This window comes from Leucobacter holotrichiae, from assembly GCF_055791005.1.
In genome coordinates this window covers 158,610-175,019 of sequence record NZ_JBVUAC010000002.1, presented here as the reverse complement: position 1 = coordinate 175,019, position 16,410 = coordinate 158,610, and the positions used below count along the sequence as shown (strand labels likewise).

The 16,410-nt window shown below is 71.2% G+C and carries 12 protein-coding genes; 8 read left to right on the top strand and 4 right to left on the bottom strand.

Annotated elements, in window-relative coordinates:
* Nucleotides 1-94: 94 nt before the first annotated feature.
* Both AC0KXF_RS04420 and AC0KXF_RS04415 read left to right on the top strand, forming a co-directional pair.
* The gene (locus tag AC0KXF_RS04420; RefSeq protein WP_473108030.1) at nucleotides 95-4,255 is read left to right on the top strand and encodes an HtaA domain-containing protein; all 4,161 of its coding nucleotides are present in this window, start codon (nucleotides 95-97) and stop codon (nucleotides 4,253-4,255) included.
* A 5-nt stretch (nucleotides 4,256-4,260) separates the two neighbouring features.
* Nucleotides 4,261-5,151, top strand: a complete 891-nt coding sequence (locus tag AC0KXF_RS04415; RefSeq protein WP_473108029.1) for an HtaA domain-containing protein — start codon at nucleotides 4,261-4,263, stop codon at nucleotides 5,149-5,151.
* 9 nt (nucleotides 5,152-5,160) lie between these two features.
* Here AC0KXF_RS04415 and AC0KXF_RS04410 read toward each other — a convergent pair whose 3' ends face one another.
* Together AC0KXF_RS04410 and AC0KXF_RS04405 are read right to left on the bottom strand one after the other, a co-directional pair.
* Entirely contained in the window at nucleotides 5,161-5,976 is an 816-nt protein-coding gene (locus tag AC0KXF_RS04410; RefSeq protein ID WP_473108028.1) for a heme ABC transporter ATP-binding protein, read from the bottom strand.
* On the bottom strand, nucleotides 5,976-7,043 hold the full coding sequence (locus AC0KXF_RS04405; RefSeq protein WP_473108027.1) for a FecCD family ABC transporter permease: 1,068 nt from the start codon (nucleotides 7,041-7,043) through the stop codon (nucleotides 5,976-5,978). The genes AC0KXF_RS04410 and AC0KXF_RS04405 overlap by 1 nt, the downstream gene beginning before the upstream one ends.
* A 163-nt stretch (nucleotides 7,044-7,206) precedes the next feature.
* On the opposite strand from AC0KXF_RS04405, the gene AC0KXF_RS04400 reads away from it, so the two are divergent.
* The 4 genes from AC0KXF_RS04400 (at nucleotide 7,207) to AC0KXF_RS04385 (ending at nucleotide 12,471) form a co-directional block, all read left to right on the top strand.
* Nucleotides 7,207-8,346, top strand: coding sequence for a heme/hemin ABC transporter substrate-binding protein (locus tag AC0KXF_RS04400; RefSeq protein ID WP_473108026.1), 1,140 nt, complete (start codon nucleotides 7,207-7,209; stop codon nucleotides 8,344-8,346).
* Between the two features lie 136 nt (nucleotides 8,347-8,482).
* Nucleotides 8,483-9,268 carry a LytR C-terminal domain-containing protein gene (locus AC0KXF_RS04395; RefSeq protein WP_473108025.1) on the top strand — a complete coding sequence of 262 codons (786 nt, stop codon included), beginning with the start codon at nucleotides 8,483-8,485 and terminating at the stop codon, nucleotides 9,266-9,268.
* A 205-nt stretch (nucleotides 9,269-9,473) separates the two neighbouring features.
* Nucleotides 9,474-11,093 (top strand): chaperonin GroEL, encoded by a 1,620-nt coding sequence (gene groL, locus AC0KXF_RS04390; RefSeq protein ID WP_473108024.1) that lies wholly within the window; start codon nucleotides 9,474-9,476, stop codon nucleotides 11,091-11,093.
* A 1,018-nt stretch (nucleotides 11,094-12,111) separates the two neighbouring features.
* A complete protein-coding gene (locus AC0KXF_RS04385; RefSeq protein ID WP_473108023.1) occupies nucleotides 12,112-12,471 on the top strand; it encodes a hypothetical protein in 360 nt (119 codons plus the stop codon).
* Nucleotides 12,472-12,601: 130 nt separating this feature from the next.
* Here AC0KXF_RS04385 and AC0KXF_RS04380 read toward each other — a convergent pair whose 3' ends face one another.
* Both AC0KXF_RS04380 and AC0KXF_RS04375 read right to left on the bottom strand, forming a co-directional pair.
* Nucleotides 12,602-13,387, bottom strand: coding sequence for an ABC transporter permease (locus AC0KXF_RS04380; RefSeq protein ID WP_473108022.1), 786 nt, complete (start codon nucleotides 13,385-13,387; stop codon nucleotides 12,602-12,604).
* Nucleotides 13,384-14,253 (bottom strand): ABC transporter ATP-binding protein, encoded by an 870-nt coding sequence (locus tag AC0KXF_RS04375; RefSeq protein ID WP_473108021.1) that lies wholly within the window; start codon nucleotides 14,251-14,253, stop codon nucleotides 13,384-13,386. The genes AC0KXF_RS04380 and AC0KXF_RS04375 overlap by 4 nt, the downstream gene beginning before the upstream one ends.
* Nucleotides 14,254-14,362: 109 nt before the next feature.
* On the opposite strand from AC0KXF_RS04375, the gene AC0KXF_RS04370 reads away from it, so the two are divergent.
* Together AC0KXF_RS04370 and AC0KXF_RS04365 are read left to right on the top strand one after the other, a co-directional pair.
* On the top strand, nucleotides 14,363-15,679 hold the full coding sequence (locus tag AC0KXF_RS04370; protein WP_473108020.1) for a sensor histidine kinase: 1,317 nt from the start codon (nucleotides 14,363-14,365) through the stop codon (nucleotides 15,677-15,679).
* Nucleotides 15,676-16,335, top strand: coding sequence for a response regulator (locus AC0KXF_RS04365; protein ID WP_473108019.1), 660 nt, complete (start codon nucleotides 15,676-15,678; stop codon nucleotides 16,333-16,335). Before AC0KXF_RS04370 ends, AC0KXF_RS04365 begins: the two co-directional genes overlap by 4 nt.
* Nucleotides 16,336-16,410 lie beyond the last annotated feature (75 nt).

The following is a 16,410-nucleotide window of genomic DNA, read 5'->3' as shown; positions in this document are numbered from 1 at the left end:
GTTACCCTCACCTGGATCGGACGTGAAGCCGGATACGGCTGGAGATGCGCTGACGCTCACGTCCCGAGTCTTCCTTCGAAGGAGTGCGTTTCGCATGTTTGCACGTCGGGGTCCGCGAGCGTCGCTCGCCGCACTACTGGTTTCCGCGCTGGTCGCCGGGGGAGCGCTGCTCGGCGGGACCGCGGCCTCGGCCGAGGAGCTCCCGGCCCCGCAGCGGACGACGGTCGCCGAGGGCTCCGGGACCGGGACAGAGGGCGGATCCGCGCCGGCCGATGCGCCGGCCGATCCGGTAGCGACCGATACACCGGCCGGTTCGGGTCAGGCCGACCCGGCCTTCACCGATCCCGGCGCGGCCGATTCCGAGCCGACCGCTGCGCCGCAACCCGAAGCCGCCGCCGCGGAGACTTCGACCCGGGCGCCTCAGCAGGCGCCCGCAGAGCCCGCGGATACGGAGCCCGCGCCGGCCGCCGAGCCCGCCGCCGAGCCCGCGCCCGAGGCCGCGGCCGCGGAGCTCCCCGCCGTCCTCGAAGCCGTGCGGGAGGGCGGCGGATCGCTCGCCTGGGGGTTCAAGGAGAGCTGGCGCAACTACCTCGCCTCGCCCTGGACCCAGGGCACCCAGACCCCGTACGGAGGCGCGACGCTCGACGCAGACGGCGTGGTGAGCTACCCCGAGTCGGCCGCCTCGACCTTCGACCCCGCGACCGGCGTCGGCGAGATCGCCTACACCGGGGGCGTGCTGTGGTCGAGCCCCGCGCACGGCTTCTCGATCGCGCTCCAGAACCCGCGCGTCGTCGTGGCCGCCGACGGCACCGCCACGGTCACCGCCGAGACCAGCACCGACGACACCGCGGGCGCCGCATCGGTGGCGCGCATCGCGGTCGCGGTGATCCCCGCGACCGGCGCTCCCGGGACCGCAGACGGCGCGCTCGCCTGGAGTGGCGTCGCGGCGAGCTTCGCCGCCTCGCTGGCGCCGAACGGGATCTCCCGCTACGCGGGCCAGGCCGCCGATCCGTTCGCCTTCTCGACCCCCGCCGCCGCGGAGCCGGAGCCCGAGCCGAAGCCGACCCCTCAGGTGCAGGTGTCGCAGGCCGACGGCTTCGACCCCGTGGGCGAGACCCGCGTCACGGTGACCGGCTCCGGCTTCCTGCCCGATCCTCCCGCGACCTCGGGCACCCGTCCGCCGCTCGCGGACAGGTTCACCGGCGTCTACGTGGCCTTCGGCTCGTACGCCGAGGTGTGGCAGCCGTCCGCCGGAGCGGCGCGGGAGACGCGCGGCAGCGTCGATCAGCGCTGGGCCGTGCCAGAGGAGAGCATGGCGGTGATCGGCGGCCCGGCGGCCGGCGCGATCGAGCTGCGCCCCGACGGCACCTTCGAGGCCGAGCTCACCGTGCGGCTGGACGAGGCGATGGCGGTCGCGGACGGCAGTTGGGGCATCGTGACCTACCCGGGCGGCGGCGCGAAGCACGCGCCGTTCGAGACCTTCACGCCGATCCGGTTCGCGGATCCGGATCCCGATCCCGAACCGACTCATCCGCAGCTCGCGGTGACGCCCTCGACCGGCCTCTCGAACGGCGACACGGTGACGGTGCGCGGCACCGGCTACAACCCGGCCCAGGCGATCTACGTGGCGACCTGCACCGACCGGCCGCTCGCCGAGGTCGACTTCGGGTTCATCAACGACGGCTGCACCGACGGCGCCCAGCTCGTGTGGGAGCACGGCAAGGGCCGCGGCGTCGAGTTCTCGGACGACGGCTCGTTCGAGCTGACCATGCCGCTCGTGCAGCGGGAGGGCTCGACGGCGCTGTACACGATCGCGAATCACACGGCGATGGGCGACCGCTCGCAGGACGCGAAGGCGGAGCTCGGCTTCGCCGCCGCCGGCCCCTCGGGCACGGCGACCGTCGCAGCGGCCGATGAGACGGGCCTGACCGTCGACGCGGCGCTCGCCGATCTCGACCCCGCCTCGCTGCCGAACGGGGTCTACGTCGGCCTCGTCGAGCGCGGCGGCGCCGACTCGGCGACGATGGACTCCATCGTCGGCGCGCAGTGGGTGCGGACGATCCCCGCCGACGGCGCGCTGACGCAGCGGATCGCGGCCGCGGCCGCAGAACTCGACCGTGCGAAGCAGTACGACGTGCTGGTGTGGCGCGGCCACACGAACCCGTCCGCCGAGACGAACGTGCTGGTGCTGCCGCTCGAGGTGACCGATGCGCAGTGGAACGCGGTGTTCCCCGACCAGACGCACCCCGCGGCCGATGCCGTGCTCGCCGAGGCCGGCGAGCGGGGGCTGACCGTCGAGTTCACGGGCAGCGGCTTCGCCCCCGAGGCGGCGCCCAACGGGCTGTACGTCGCCGTCGTCGAGGCCGGGGCGCAGGTGCGCACCGGCACGGAGGCGGAGATCGCGGCCGTCGACTACCTGCGCTCGGGCGACATCCGCGACGGATCCTTCGCGCACCGCCTGGTGGCATCGACCGACGAGCTCGACCGCACGAAGCGCTATGAGGCGCTCGTCTGGCGGGCGCACGGCCCGGCCACGGCTGACACGACGTTCCTGCGCGCATCGCTCGAGGTGACCGAGGAGCAGTGGAACGCGGTATTCGGGGTGACTCCCGGGCCGGATCCCGAACCCGCGGCGGGCAGCCTCGAATGGGGCGTGCGCAAGGAGTTCCGCGAGTACGTGCGCGGCCCCATCGCGCACGGCCGCATCGAGGTGCGGGAGCCCGCGACCGGCACCGACACCTTCCGCTTCCCCCAGATCGAGGGCGGCAGCTGGGACGAGCGCACGCAGACCGGCACGCTCGAGTTCGCGGGCGGCGTCAACTTCACCGGGCACGGCGGTCAGCTGGATCTCGACCTGCGCAACCCGGTGATCGTGGTCGAGAGCGCCTCGAAGGCGCTCCTGCGGGTGCCCTCGGGCGAGGAACTGCTCACGATCGCCACGATCGACCTGCGCTCCGCAGAGAAATCGACGCTGCAGGACGGCTCCGTGCGCTTCGCCGATGCCGACGCGACCCTGACTCGCGCGGGCGCGGAGGTCTACTTCGAGAGGTACCTGGCGCAGGACGACGAGCTGGATCCGATCACCTTCACCGCGGGCGGCGCGGCCGACGTGGATCCGGTCGATCCGTCCGAGCCGAAGCCCGAGCCGAAGCCGCAGCCGAAGCCGCCCGCGGAGCGCCCCGCACCCGTGCAGAACGGCGTGCAGGCGGCGGGATCGCTCGTGTGGAGCGTTTCGGGCGACTTCGCCGACTACACCACCAACCGGAGCCGCGCGGGCGGCCGCTCCGGCGGCGAGATCTCGACGAGCGGCGTCGGCGTCGGCGGGGGCGGCTACGTCTTCCCGCAGGCCGCGGGCGGCAGCTGGAACAGCGCCACCCAGACTGGCACGGTGCAGTACTCGGGGGTGGTCGCCTTCTCGGCGCACCGCGGCCAGATGCACGTCTCGGTGAGCAACCCGATCATCTCGGTGACCGGGCCGGGCAGCGCCACAATGAACGCGGGCGGCCACAGCTTCGGCCTGAACCTCGCGGCGGCGAGCAAGTCGGTCGGCGCGAACGGCGAGGTGAGCTGGAGCGGGGTGCCCGTCTCCGGCGGCTTCAGCGGTGGCGGCGGTGGCGGCGGAGGCGCCTTCGGGGCGGATCCGCTGACCTTCACCGTGGGCGCGCCGAGCGGCGTCGGCTACGGCTCGACCACCGTCAGTGCGAAGACCGAGAAGCGCACCGCGGCCGCGACGCCGCCCGCGACGACCGGGATCCGGGTGCTCACCCCCGCCGAGGACCTCGTGCCCGGCGGCGAGATCGAGTTCGAGGCCGCCGGCTACGAGCCGACGGAGCGCGACATCCTCGTGGTGCTCTACTCGGATCCGATCGTGCTCGACGAGGCGGCCGGTGCTGACGGCGACGGAGGGGTGCGCTGGATCGGCACCCTGCCCGAGGACCTCGCCCCCGGCACGCACACGATCACGCTCCAGGGCAGCATCGACACCGGCGCGGTGATCGAGGTGCTGGATCGGCAGGACGAGGATCGGGCTGAGAAGGCCGAGCAGACCGTCGCCGCCGCGGTCGAGGACGGTGCCGAGCCGATGGCCGCCGGCGTCGGGCCGACGGCGGGCAGCCCGGCCTGGGTGTGGTGGGCCGCGGCGGCCGGCCTGGTGCTGATCGCGGTCGCGATGAGCGGGCTCGTCGTGGCGCAGCGCCGGGGTGCCGGTGCGGGCGCCGGTGCGGCAGGTGCGGCTCAGGGCGGTCCGGGAGAATGAGGAGCATGCAGCAGCCGATGATCCGAAGCCTCGTCGTCGCGACCCTGATCGGGGTCGCGGCGACGGGAGCCGCCGCGACGAGCGCGACCGCGACGCCCCTCGAGCCCGCCGCGCCTCAGCACGCGGCCCCTCAGTCCGCAACCGCGCAGCCCGCGGGCTGCGCGGTGCAGTCGGCCGAGTTGCGCTGGGGCGTGAAGGAGAGCTTCCGCTCGTACATCAGCGGGTCGATCGCGAACGGCGAGTGGACCGTGAGCGACGACATGCGCTACGAGACGCCCGATTTCATCTGGGATCGGGCGCAGGGCGCTCTGTCGGACGCCCTCGACGAGGGGCGGGTCGGGTTCACCGGTGCGGTGCACTTCACCGGGCACGACGGCGCGATGCAGCTCGACCTGGCCGATCCCGCGATCGAATTCGCAGGTGATGACACCGCGTACCTCGTGCTCAACTTGGGAGCCACCGACACCGCGAACGCGGGCGGAGAGGCGACCGCGGCCGAGGTGCGCGCCGCGAAGATCGACCTGAGCGGCGCCGTGACGGCCGAGGGCGGCGACCTCGAGGTCGTCGCGGCCCCCGTGCGCCTCACCGCCGAGGGTGCCGAGGCCTTCAACGGCGAGTACGGCAGCTACGTGTCGGGCGAGGAGCTCGACCCCGTCAGCCTCACCGCGGCGACCGACTGCAGCTTCGAGGCGAGCACGGCCGAGGAGCCGGCGGCGCCCGCCGAGACTCCACACGCGGCCGAGACGGCCGAGCCGCAGACCGAGGCCGCGGAACCGGGCGTCCCGTGGGTGCCGATCGCCGTCGCCGGCGTCGCGCTGCTCGTGATCGGCGTCACCGCGGGCATGCTGATCGCCGGCCGCGGCAAGAAGGACAGCACGGAGGATCCCACCCCCTGAGCCGGCCCGTCAGGACCGCCGCGGCAGCACGATGCCCTGACCGGTGACGGGGTGCGGGATCACCTCGACCGGGGTGCGGTAGGCCTCGCTCACGATCTCCGCGGTGAGCACGCGATCCGGCGCATCGCAGGCCACGACGCGCCCGTCGCGCAGCAGCGCGATCCGGTCGGCATAGGCCCCTGCGAGGTTGAGGTCGTGCAGCACCACCAGCACGGCGTCGCCGGCCCGGGCGCGCTCGCGCGCGATCCCGAGCACCCCCTCCTGGTGACCGAGGTCGAGGGCGGCCGTGGGCTCGTCGAGCATGAGCACGCCCGTGCGGCCCGCCATGACGCGCGCGAAGCCGGAGCGGGCGCGCTCGCCGCCCGACAGCGACGGCACCCGGCGGTTGCCGAGGTGCGCGACGTCGGCCGCGCCGATCGCCTCCGAGATGGCCTCGTTGTCCTCGTCCTCGAGCGGCGTGCGCCGCCACGGCGCGCGTCCCATCTCGACCACCTGGTGCACGGTGAAGGGGAACATGAGCTGGTTGTCCTGCAGCAGCACGCTGCGGCGGCGCGAGAGCTCGCCGAGCGACCACTCCGAGATGGGGCGGCCGCCGAAGCGCACCGTTCCGCGATCCGGGGCGAGATCGCCCGAGAGCATGCTCATCAGCGTCGACTTGCCCGCCCCGTTCGGCCCGAGCAGCGCGAGTACCTCGCCCGCGCGCAGTTCGAGAGACACGGAGTCGAGCAGCACGCGCCCGCCGCGCTCCAGGTGCACGGCCTCGGCCGCGCACACGACCTCGCCGGGCGCGGGGCGCTCGGGCAGCCGGAAATGACGCGCGGCCATCAGCCCCAGCCTCCGCTCCGCTTGCGCGTGCGCCGCAGCAGCCAGAAGAAGAAGGGTCCGCCGACGAGCGCCGTGAGCATGCCGATCGGCATGTCGGCGTTCGGCACGATGGTGCGTGCGCCGAGGTCGGCGAGGGTCAGCAGCAGGCCACCGCCGAGCGCAGACGCGGTGACGAGCGGCAGGTGCGCCGGGCCGAGGATCATGCGCATGAGGTGCGGGATCACGAGCCCCACGAACGAGATGATGCCCGCGAAGGCGACGGCGGCGCCGGTCAGCAGCGCCACCACGAAGATCATGCCGATGCGCAGCAGCTCGACGTTGACGCCGAGGTGGCGGGCGTTGCGCTCGCCGAGCGATAGCAGGTCGAGCCGGCGGGCCGCGAAGTAGGCGGCGAGCAGGCCCACCGCGATCACGGGGGCGATGATCGCGACCTGCGACCAGCGACTGCCCGCGAGGCTGCCGAGCTGCCAGAAGACGATCTGCTCCCGCGACTGCGTGTCGCCGAGGAAGGTGAGCAGGGCGATGCCCGCGCCCGCGATCGCGTTCACCGCGATGCCGGTGAGCACCAGGGTCACCACCTCGGTGCGGCCATCGGCCCGGCTCATCGCGTACACCACGAGGGTGGCGGCGAGCCCGGCCGCGAAGGCGAACACCGCGGTCGTCCACTCGCCGAACACCGTGACGCCGAAGACGATCGCGAGACCCGCGCCCACCGCGGCTCCGGAGGAGATGCCGATCACGCCGGGCTCCGCGAGGGGGTTGCCGAAGATGGCCTGCATGAGCAGGCCGGCGACCGAGAGACCCGCCCCGATGAGCACCGCGATGGCGACGCGGGGAAAGCGCACGGACCACAGCGTCTGGTCTCCCATGGGATGACCGGGCAGGGGCAGCCAGTCGATGCCGACGCGGTGCAGCAGCGAGCCCAGCACCTCCTGCGGCGGGATCCCGAGCTGCCCGGTGCTGCCCGAGAGCACGATCGCGGCGACGAGCGCCACCGTGAGCGTCGCGAACAGAACGGCTTTGGTCGTCGCGCGACGGTCACGTGTCACGGACGAGGAGGGGGTCATACGAGCTCGGAAAACCTTTGCGTGGATCACACGGGGGAGCGCGGCTCGGCCGGTGCGAGAATGAGGTGGATCTTCGAAGTCCACTAATCATCATACCTAGCTTGGGTTAGGCTAAACCCCGGTATTCGTCGGGGGAAGAGCGGAAGAAGAGAGGTCGCGCCGCATGAGGATCGCATCGAGGCGGGGGATCGTCGCGCTCGCCCTCGTGACGCTGATCGGCCTCGGCGCGAGCGGCTGTCAGGCCGGGCCCGAGCGAGAGGGCGCCGCCGGGGCCGAAGCCGTCGAGCTGCCGCCGCTCAGCGAGGTCACCCCGCTCGACGACCCGACCTCCTACGAGGGGCCCACCACCGCGGTCGTCGGCGGACCGAGCATCCCCGTTCTCGCCGACGCTCCCGAACCCCGACTGCCCGTCACCGTCGTCTCGCACGACGGCTCGGGAGACACCGAGGTGACGGTCGAAGACAGCTCGCGCATCGTGCCGCTCTCGCTCAGCGGGTCCGTGGGGGAGCTGGTCTACGCATTCGGCATGGCGGACGACATCGTGGGCCGAGACGTCTCGACCGTCTTCCCTGGCTCCGACGACGTTCCGGTCGTCACGAAGGACGGTCACTCGATCGACGCCGAGGGGGTGCTCGCGCTCAACCCGAGCCTCATCATCACCGACGGCAGCATCGGCCCGACCGATGTGGTGCTGCAGCTGCGCGACGCGGGCATCCCCGTCGTCACCGTCGACCGCGCCGTCGACGCGGAGACCAGCTTCATCACCGCGCAGCAGGTCGCCGATGCGCTGGGTGTCGGGGAAGCGGCGCCCCCGCTCATCGACACCCTGCGCCGGGCGATCTCCGAGAAGGAGGCCGAGGTGCAGCAGATGCTGCCCGCTGATCCGGCCGATCTGCCCCGTGTCGCCTTCCTCTATGTGCGGGGCACCGCCGGCATCTTCTATCTCTTCGGCGAGGGCAGCGGCATCGATTCCCTCATCCGTTCGCTCGGTGCCGTCGACGTCGCCGCCGAGATCGGCTGGGAGGGCGAACGGCCGATGACCGAGGAGGCGTTGATCGCGATGGATCCCGACATCATCATCGTGATGTCGAAGGGGCTCGAGAGCGCGGGCGGCGTGGACGGCCTGATCCGGGCGCAGCCGAGCATCGGCCTCACCTCCGCGGGGCAGCACCGGCGCATCATCGATATCGACGACTCGGTGCTGTTCGCGGGTGGCACCCGCATCCCCGATGTCATCGACGGCCTCGCGCGCGCGATCTACGCACCCGATTCGCTGCAGGATCCCGCCGAAGCCGGATCCTGAGGATTCGCTCCGACCGCCCGGGGCGACGACTGCGAAACCGTCGCGTCGTCGGAGAACTGTCAGGATGCGGCAAGGTACGCTAAGGGGGAATCGCGGGGGAGCATCCCGGCGGCCGAAGGATTGGACGGGAGCAGGGGTGGCGCAGAAGACCGAGGGCACGACCGAGCCTCGTGGCGCGCGCCAGGACTACCCCGAAGACAGATTCGACCGCGTTCCCCGCAGCGGCCGGGTCGGAGCGCATCGTTTCACGGCCCAGCCCCGCTACGTCTCGCAGTACCTGATCGCCGCTCTGCTCGGTTTCGCGCTGCTCACGGCTGCGGGTATCGGCTTCGTGATCGCGATCGACAAGGCGGGCCAACTGCCGGGCGACCGTCCGAAGAGAACCTCGAGCACGGCCCAGACTCCGGACGCCGTGCTCGATCCCGAGGCGACCGTGGCCGTGCTCAACGGCACCGAGACCACCAACCTCGCGGCCGCACTCGATCAGATCATCACCCAGGAGCAGTGGGGCACGATCCTGTTCAGCGGCAGTGCCTCCGCGAGCGACGTGCAGATCTCAGCGGTCTTCTACAGCGATGAGGCGGACGCATCGGCCGCGGCGGGTCTCGCGGCCAAGCTCGGTGGCCTCTCGACCTACCAGGCCGACGAGTACCAGGAGTACGGATCGCAGCTCGTCGTGCTGCTGGGGGCCGACTATGCGGGGCCGGGGATCGAGGAAGCGAAGAACCTCGATGGCGCCGGGTCCGAGGAGCCCGCGGAGGGCGAACCCCAGATCGATCCGGAGACCGGATACGAGATCGATCCCGAAACCGGTCTGCTCATCGACCCCGGGACGGGCTGGCTGATCGACCCCGTCACCGGCTGGCCGGTGGACCCCGCTACCGGCATGGCCGTCGATCCCGCCACCCTGCCCGCTGAGTGACGCGACGGTCGCCGCGCCTTCGCGACGACGAATGATCGGGCTGCGTGTTCGCTGATCGCGAGCACCGCTGCTTGCACTCGACATGCTTGAGTGCCAAGATTGGTGTTAGCAGTCGATTCGGCTGAGTGCTAAAACATCCGTGCGTCGGTGCCTGCGCCGGCACGGAGCTGACCATCGGTAGAGACGTCCGGGAGGGGCGAAGTACATGGCAAAGATCATTGCGTTTGATGAGGAAGCGCGTCGTGGACTCGAGCGGGGTCTGAACACCCTCGCCGATACGGTTAAGGTGACGCTCGGCCCGCGCGGCCGCAACGTCGTGCTCGAGAAGAAGTGGGGCGCTCCCACCATCACCAACGACGGCGTCTCCATCGCCAAGGAGATCGAACTCGACGATCCGTACGAGAAGATCGGCGCCGAGCTCGTCAAGGAGGTCGCCAAGAAGACCGACGACGTCGCGGGCGACGGCACCACCACCGCCACCGTGCTCGCACAGGCGCTCGTGCGTGAGGGCCTCCGCAACGTTGCCGCCGGCAGCGACCCCATCGCCATCAAGAAGGGCATCGAGAAGGCCGTCGCCGCCGTCTCGGCGAAGCTCCTCGAGAACGCGAAGGAGATCGAGACCACTGAGCAGATCGCCGCCACCGCCTCGATCTCGGCCGCCGACGAGCAGATCGGTCAGCTCATCGCCGAGGCCATCGACAAGGTCGGCAAGGAGGGCGTCGTCACCGTCGAGGAGTCGAACACCTTCGGCACCGAGCTCGAGCTGACCGAGGGCATGCGCTTCGACAAGGGCTACCTCTCGGCCTACTTCGTCACCGACGCCGATCGCCAGGAGGCGGTCTTCGAGGATCCCTACATCCTCATCGTCAACAGCAAGGTTTCGAACATCAAGGACCTGCTCCCCGTCGTCGATCCCGTGATCCAGTCGGGCAAGCAGCTCCTCATCATCGCTGAGGACGTCGAGGGCGAGGCGCTCGCCACCCTCGTGCTCAACAAGATCCGCGGCATCTTCAAGTCGGCCGCCGTCAAGGCTCCCGGCTTCGGCGATCGCCGCAAGGCCATGCTGCAGGACATCGCGATCCTCACCGGCGGCACCGTCATCTCCGAGGAGGTCGGTCTCAAGCTCGAGAACGCGACCCTCGACATGCTCGGCACCGCGCGCAAGGTCATCATCACCAAGGACGAGACCACCATCGTCCAGGGCGGCGGCGAGGAAGAGCAGATCGCCGGCCGCGTGCAGCAGATCCGTCGCGAGATCGAGTCGACCGATAGCGACTACGACCGCGAGAAGCTGCAGGAGCGCCTCGCGAAGCTCGCCGGCGGCGTCGCCGTCATCAAGGCGGGCGCGGCCACCGAGGTCGAGCTCAAGGAGCGCAAGCACCGCATCGAGGACGCGGTGCGCAACGCGAAGGCCGCCGTCGACGAGGGCGTGCTGCCCGGCGGTGGTGTCGCGCTGATCCAGGCCGGCAAGGACGTCTTCGAGGGGCTCGGCCTCTCGGGCGACGAGGCCGTCGGCGCCAAGATCGTCAAGGCCGCCATCGAGGCGCCGCTGCGTCAGATCGCGCTCAACGCGGGCCTCGAGCCCGGCGTGGTCGCCGATCGTGTGGCGAGCCTGCCCCTCGGCCACGGCCTGAACGCCGCGACCGGCGAGTACGGCGACCTGGCCGAGCAGGGCATCCTCGATCCCGCCAAGGTGACCCGTTCGGCGCTGCAGAACGCCGCGTCGATCGCCGGCCTCTTCCTCACCACCGAGGCCGTCGTCGCCGACAAGCCCGAGCCGGCTGCCCCCGCGGCGGCTGATCCGGGCGCAGGCATGGACTTCTAAGTCCGAGTTCCTTTCGAACAGGGGTCGCACCTTTGGGTGCGGCCCCTGTTCTGCGTTTCCCCTTCGTCCCACTGCCCGCATTCTCTTCCCCTTCGCCCCGCTGCCCGGCGTCCCGCCACTCTGCCATCCCGCCTCCCGTCGCTCCGCCTGCTATCGAGATGACGCGTGCTGCCCCTGTTCGGTCGAGATCGGGGCAACACGCGTCATCTCGAGGAGGCTCACGGGTTTCCCGTCCCGAACGTGGGAAGGGTGCTTCGTCCACAGGCATGGGGCAACACGGTATCCCGCCTATTTCGGCCAGGGTGCTGTGGAGAACCGCGTTTCGGCGGGCGGAAGCCTGCAGGATGTGTGCATGCCCGGAGCCCTCGATCAACCGCATCCGTACGAACTGCCCGGCCGCGCCTTTCTTGTGGGTTCGGCGGTACAGAGCGACCTGAGCAGCAAACAGCTTCGTCATCCCCGGTTCGAAGCCCCCTATCGGGGCGTTCGGCGCCTTCGGCGTGACTCCGCGCATCCGAAGACCCTCCGCGAACGCGTCGCGCAGTCGGCGTCCGACTACTTGCCGTTGCTGCGGCTGTCGCGCGGCGAAGCGTTCAGCCACACGACGGCGCTCCACCTGCACGGTGCGCCCATCCGCACTCCGCCGGATCTGCACGTGTCGATTCCCCGTCCGCACGGACCTGCGCGCGGTGCGCTCGTCCACGGACATCATCACGGCACGGAGGTGGAACCGTGGCAGGTCCGAGTCGAGGGCACCGAGGGGATCGAGGGGGTCGAGGGGGTCTCATTCGCCTGTGTGCCTCCGGTGACCGCGCTCATCCAGTCGGCTCCGCTGCTGAGTTTCCGGGAGCAGGTCGTGGCGGCTGACCACCTGGTGAAACTCCGTGGTCGCGGTGCATGCCAGTGGTCGTTGGTCGGTCTCGAACAGCTTCTGGAGGCAGCGGAGGCTTCGAACGCGAGAGGTATCCGGAGACTGAGGGCGGCTTTGCGCGTGGCTCGGGTAGGGGCGGAGGCTCGTATGGAGAGCCTGCAGCACTTCGAACTCGCGAGAATGGGGATCGATGACTTGGAGCTGCAGGCCGAGGTCTATGACGCCGAGGGGCGCTGGATCGGCAGGTTCGATGCCGTCGATCGCGTGAGGAGGCTCGTCCTCGAATACGACGGCGAGCAGCATCGGCTCGACCGGAAGCAGTATCTGCGCGACCAGCGTCGGCTCGACCGGGCAAGAGATGCCGGCTACGAGGTGAAACGCACCCACCTCGAGGACTTCCAGCCCCGAGCGCTCGAACAGACGCGCGAAGAGATGTGCGCCTTCTTGCAGCGACGGCCCCGCCGGGTCGCACCGGGTCTCGCCGGGTACTTCGCCGAGCCCTACTAACGAACCGCGTTACCTCGCGCCGAGCTCGAGATGACTCATACGGCCATTATCGGGCTGAGATCGGGCCGAACGCGTCATCTCGATCGACTGCGGTGTGCGGGGAACGGTGCGCGCTCGGGTCGGGGCCCGCTCACTCCCAGCGGAAGAAGAGCGCCGCGATGCTCGCCCCCAGCACGGCGGAGACGCCCAGACTGATGAGGTGTGCGGTGTCGACCGCGGCACCCGCCCAGGCCGCCGACAGGGCCTCGACCCCGGCGCCGAACGGCAGCGCTTCGCCTGCGACGGCGAGCCATCCGGGCAGCGAGTCGCGCGACCCGAACATCCCGCCGAGCGCCCCGAGTCCCAGGAATCCGATGATCCCGAGCGCCACCGCCGCGTTCGGCGTGGGCGAGACCGACGCGACGACCATGCCGACTCCGTACATGGCGAGCATCGTGAGAAGCAGTGCGCCGAGCGCCGCCCAGGGGTGCACTGGCGGCCGTGCGCCGAAGAAGGCCGCCGCGACGCCGTAGGCGAGCGCGATCCCGAGGATCGCTTGCGCGAAGCTCACGGCGACCTGCGCGCCGAGTACCGCGAGCGGTGAGAGCGGCGTCGTGGCGAGTCGGCGCAGCACGCCGGTGCGCCGGTAGGTGGCGAGGAAGCTCGGCATGTTGGTGACCCCGATGAGCGTCGCGATCATGACGAAGACGAGGGGCAGCACGTACAGGTCGAGCACGCTGCGGCCGTTCGCGACGATCTCGGTCCCCGCGCCCGACGCCGAGGTGAGCAGGATGAGGATCGGCAGGCCGAACGGAACCACGAGCCCCGCCGTGTCACGCGCGGTCATCTTCGCCTCGCAGACGCAGAGCCGCAGCCAGGTGGCGACACCCGGCCGGTGCCGGGTGTGCACGGGAGTGTTGGCGCGGTCGAGAGTCATGCTGCTTCCTCCTCTTCGAGATGCTTGCCGGTGAGTGCGACGAAGGCCTCGTCGAGGTCGGCGGCCCGGGCCTGCTCGATGAGCGCCGCGGGCGTGCCTGTCGCGAGTATCCGCCCGGCATCGAGCAGAGCGACGCGGTCGCACAGCCGTTCGACCTCCTCCATGGCGTGGCTGACGAGCAGGATCGTGCATCCCTCGTCCCGCAGTCGCTCGACGGTCGTCCACATCTGACGCCGCGCTTTCGGATCGAGGCCCGTGGTGAGCTCGTCGAGGATCACGACGCGCGGGCGCCCGGCGAGCGCGAGCGCGATCGAGAGCCGCTGCTGCTGACCGCCCGAGAGCTGGTCGAACCGCACGCGCCGCTGCTCCTCGAGCCCGACGAGTCCGATCAGCTGCGCAGCCGGCCGGGGGTTCGGGTAGAAACCGCGGTACAGGTTGATCAGTTCGTCGACGGTGAGCGCGCCGTGCAGGGTCGCACTCTGCAACTGCACGCCGAGCAGGTGCCGCAGTGCGGCGCGGTCGCGCTGCGGGTCGAGGCCGAGCACCCGCACGGTGCCGCGGTCGTGCCGGCGGGGCTTGCGCAGGCCCGCGATCGCCTCGACCGTCGTGGTCTTGCCGGCCCCATTCGCACCGAGAAGCCCGAATATCTCGCCGTGCTCGACGCGCAGGCTGATGTCCTCGACGGCGACCTTCCGCCTGTACTGCTTGCGCAGCCCCTCGACGACGACCGCCGGGTCTGAAGCGCTCGCGCCGGTGCCAGCTGCCGCGCCGGTGCCGGCTGCGGCGCCGACCTCGCCGGCTGCCGCGGCCGCGCTGTCCCTCCGCGCCTCGGTCTCCGTGCTCGCTGCGTCGTGGTGCGTATCCATGCCCATCACGCTAGGTGCGGGGCGGTTGGATCACCCGTGCCTCCGGTCACCTCTTCGAACGTGACTTCCGGCACCTGCGCGACGCGGCGCGGACCCGTACGCTGGAAGCATGCGGCGCTTCAACCCCGAACTGTGGTCCGGGGTCGCGATGTTCGCGGTGATGCTGGTCGCAGCGGGCCCGGCGCTCTTCGGCGGGGCGCCGACGCGGATCCCGCATCCGGTCTGGGTGGGGCTGTTCATCGTGATGCTCCTCGCGCTGACGGCCGGGCTCTGGGGCGATGAGGATCTGCAGCGCCCCAGCTTCCGGGTGCACGGCTCGTTCGGGATCGCGGTTCTGGCGTCGTGGGCGCTCGTGCTGGGTGCGGGCGGTCGCGGGCTCGTCGCGATCCTGCTCGTGGTGACGGTCTCCGTCTGCCCGTACATCGCTCCGTTGCGGACGGGCTGGATGCTCATCGCGCTCAACCAGCTGGTGCTGATCGTGGCCTTCGTGCCGTGGAAGCCGCCGCCGGAGATGTTCGGGTCGGGTGCGGCCACGCGAGAGGCGATCACCGAGCTCTCGATGTTCGGCGTCTTCTATCTGCTGATCCAGGCGGCCTCGCTGCTGAGCTCGGCCGCGCTGCTGCGCGAGCAGCGGGCGCGCCGTGATCTGGCGGAGGCGCACGTCGAGCTGCAGGCCGCGTCGGCGCTGCTGGCGGAGTCGACGCGCACGGGCGAGCGGCTGCGTATCTCGCGCGAACTGCACGATCTGATCGGACACCAGCTGACCGTGCTGACCCTCGAGCTGGAGGCCGCCAAGCATCGTGCCCCAGCCGAGGCCGCGATCCCGCACATCGAGCGCGCCGACACCGTCGCGCGCGACCTGCTGTCGAGCGTGCGCGCGACCGTGGGGGAGCTGCGGAGCGGCAGCGGCGACCTGCGCGAGACGCTGCAGCGCGTGGTGGAGGATCTCGCCGAGCCCCGCGTCGTCCTCGAGGTGGACGAGGCGCTGGAGCTCGACGAGGAGCGCACCGTGCTGCTCGTGCGGGCGGTGCAGGAGATCGTCACCAATACGATCAGGCACGCGCACGCGCGTGAGTTGTGGATCGAGGTGCGCGCGACGGGCTCGGGGGTGCTGCTGCGCTCGCGCGATGACGGCTGGGGTGCGCGTGAGGTCGCGCTCGGCAACGGGCTGCAGGGACTGCGCGAGCGGTTCGAGGCGTACGGAGGGAGCGCGGTCTTCGACGGCGGCCGTCGCACTCGCGGGGACGGGGGATCCGATGGCCCGGGCGGCTTCAGTGTGACGGCCCGGCTGCCGACTGAGACGGGTGAGGGATCGCGGGACGCGGCCTCCGTGGCGGCTGTCGAGGAGCCGGACGCGGGAATCCGTGCGGCACCGGGTGCGGGGCCCGCCGCAGCCGCCGCGCCCGCGGAGCGGGGGCCGGCGTGACCCGAGTGGTGGTGGTCGACGATCAGGCGCTCGTGCGTCAGGGGATCCGTACGCTGCTCGAGATCGCCGGTGTCGAGGTCGCGGGCGAAGCGGGGGACGGCGGAGAGGCGCTGGCGGTGATCGGCGAGGTGCAGCCCGACGTGGTGCTGCTCGATCTGCGGATGCCGCATCGGGACGGGATCTGGGTGCTGCGGAGGCTTCGCGAGGCGGCGGCGGAGGATCCGGATCGAGATGTTCCCGTGCTCGTGCTCACCACCTTCGACGATGACCAGCTCGTGCTCGACGCTTTGCGTGCGGGGGCGAGGGGGTATCTGCTCAAGGACGTCACGCTCGAGCAGCTGACCCGCGCGGTCGAGACACTCGCGAGCGGCGGCACCCTCATCGCTCCGTCGGTCACCGATCGCCTGCTGCGCACCCTGCGTTCGGGGTCGGCGCCGGCCGACGCGCAGACGCCCCCGGTCGACCCGCTCACGGAGCGCGAGCTCGAGGTGCTGCGACTCATGGCCGAGGGGTACAGCAACCGGGAGATCTCGGACGCGCTCTTCCTCGCCGAAGGGACCGTGAAGAATCATGTCTCCGCGATCCTCACCAAGCTCGACGCGCGGGATCGCACGCGGGCCGTGCTGCGCGCGTTGCGCGAGGGTGTGCTCGGCTGAACCGCGCGAGCGATCGGGTGCGCGCCGAGTCGTCGCCCGGGAGCGGTGGCCGGGCCCGCAGTAAGCAGGGCCTCC

Bases quoted from the DNA above. Each gene is read 5' to 3' on its own strand.
- AC0KXF_RS04405 (WP_473108027.1), bottom strand. From the start codon at position 7,043: ATGACCCCCTCCTCGTCCGTGACACGTGACCGTCGCGCGACGACCAAA.
- AC0KXF_RS04375 (WP_473108021.1), bottom strand. From the start codon at position 14,253: ATGGATACGCACCACGACGCAGCGAGCACGGAGACCGAGGCGCGGAGG.
- AC0KXF_RS04415 (WP_473108029.1), top strand. From the start codon at position 4,261: ATGCAGCAGCCGATGATCCGAAGCCTCGTCGTCGCGACCCTGATCGGG.
- AC0KXF_RS04370 (WP_473108020.1), top strand. From the start codon at position 14,363: ATGCGGCGCTTCAACCCCGAACTGTGGTCCGGGGTCGCGATGTTCGCG.
- AC0KXF_RS04410 (WP_473108028.1), bottom strand. From the start codon at position 5,976: ATGGCCGCGCGTCATTTCCGGCTGCCCGAGCGCCCCGCGCCCGGCGAG.
- AC0KXF_RS04420 (WP_473108030.1), top strand. From the start codon at position 95: ATGTTTGCACGTCGGGGTCCGCGAGCGTCGCTCGCCGCACTACTGGTT.
- AC0KXF_RS04380 (WP_473108022.1), bottom strand. From the start codon at position 13,387: ATGACTCTCGACCGCGCCAACACTCCCGTGCACACCCGGCACCGGCCG.
- groL (WP_473108024.1), top strand. From the start codon at position 9,474: ATGGCAAAGATCATTGCGTTTGATGAGGAAGCGCGTCGTGGACTCGAG.
- AC0KXF_RS04400 (WP_473108026.1), top strand. From the start codon at position 7,207: ATGAGGATCGCATCGAGGCGGGGGATCGTCGCGCTCGCCCTCGTGACG.
- AC0KXF_RS04385 (WP_473108023.1), top strand. From the start codon at position 12,112: ATGGAGAGCCTGCAGCACTTCGAACTCGCGAGAATGGGGATCGATGAC.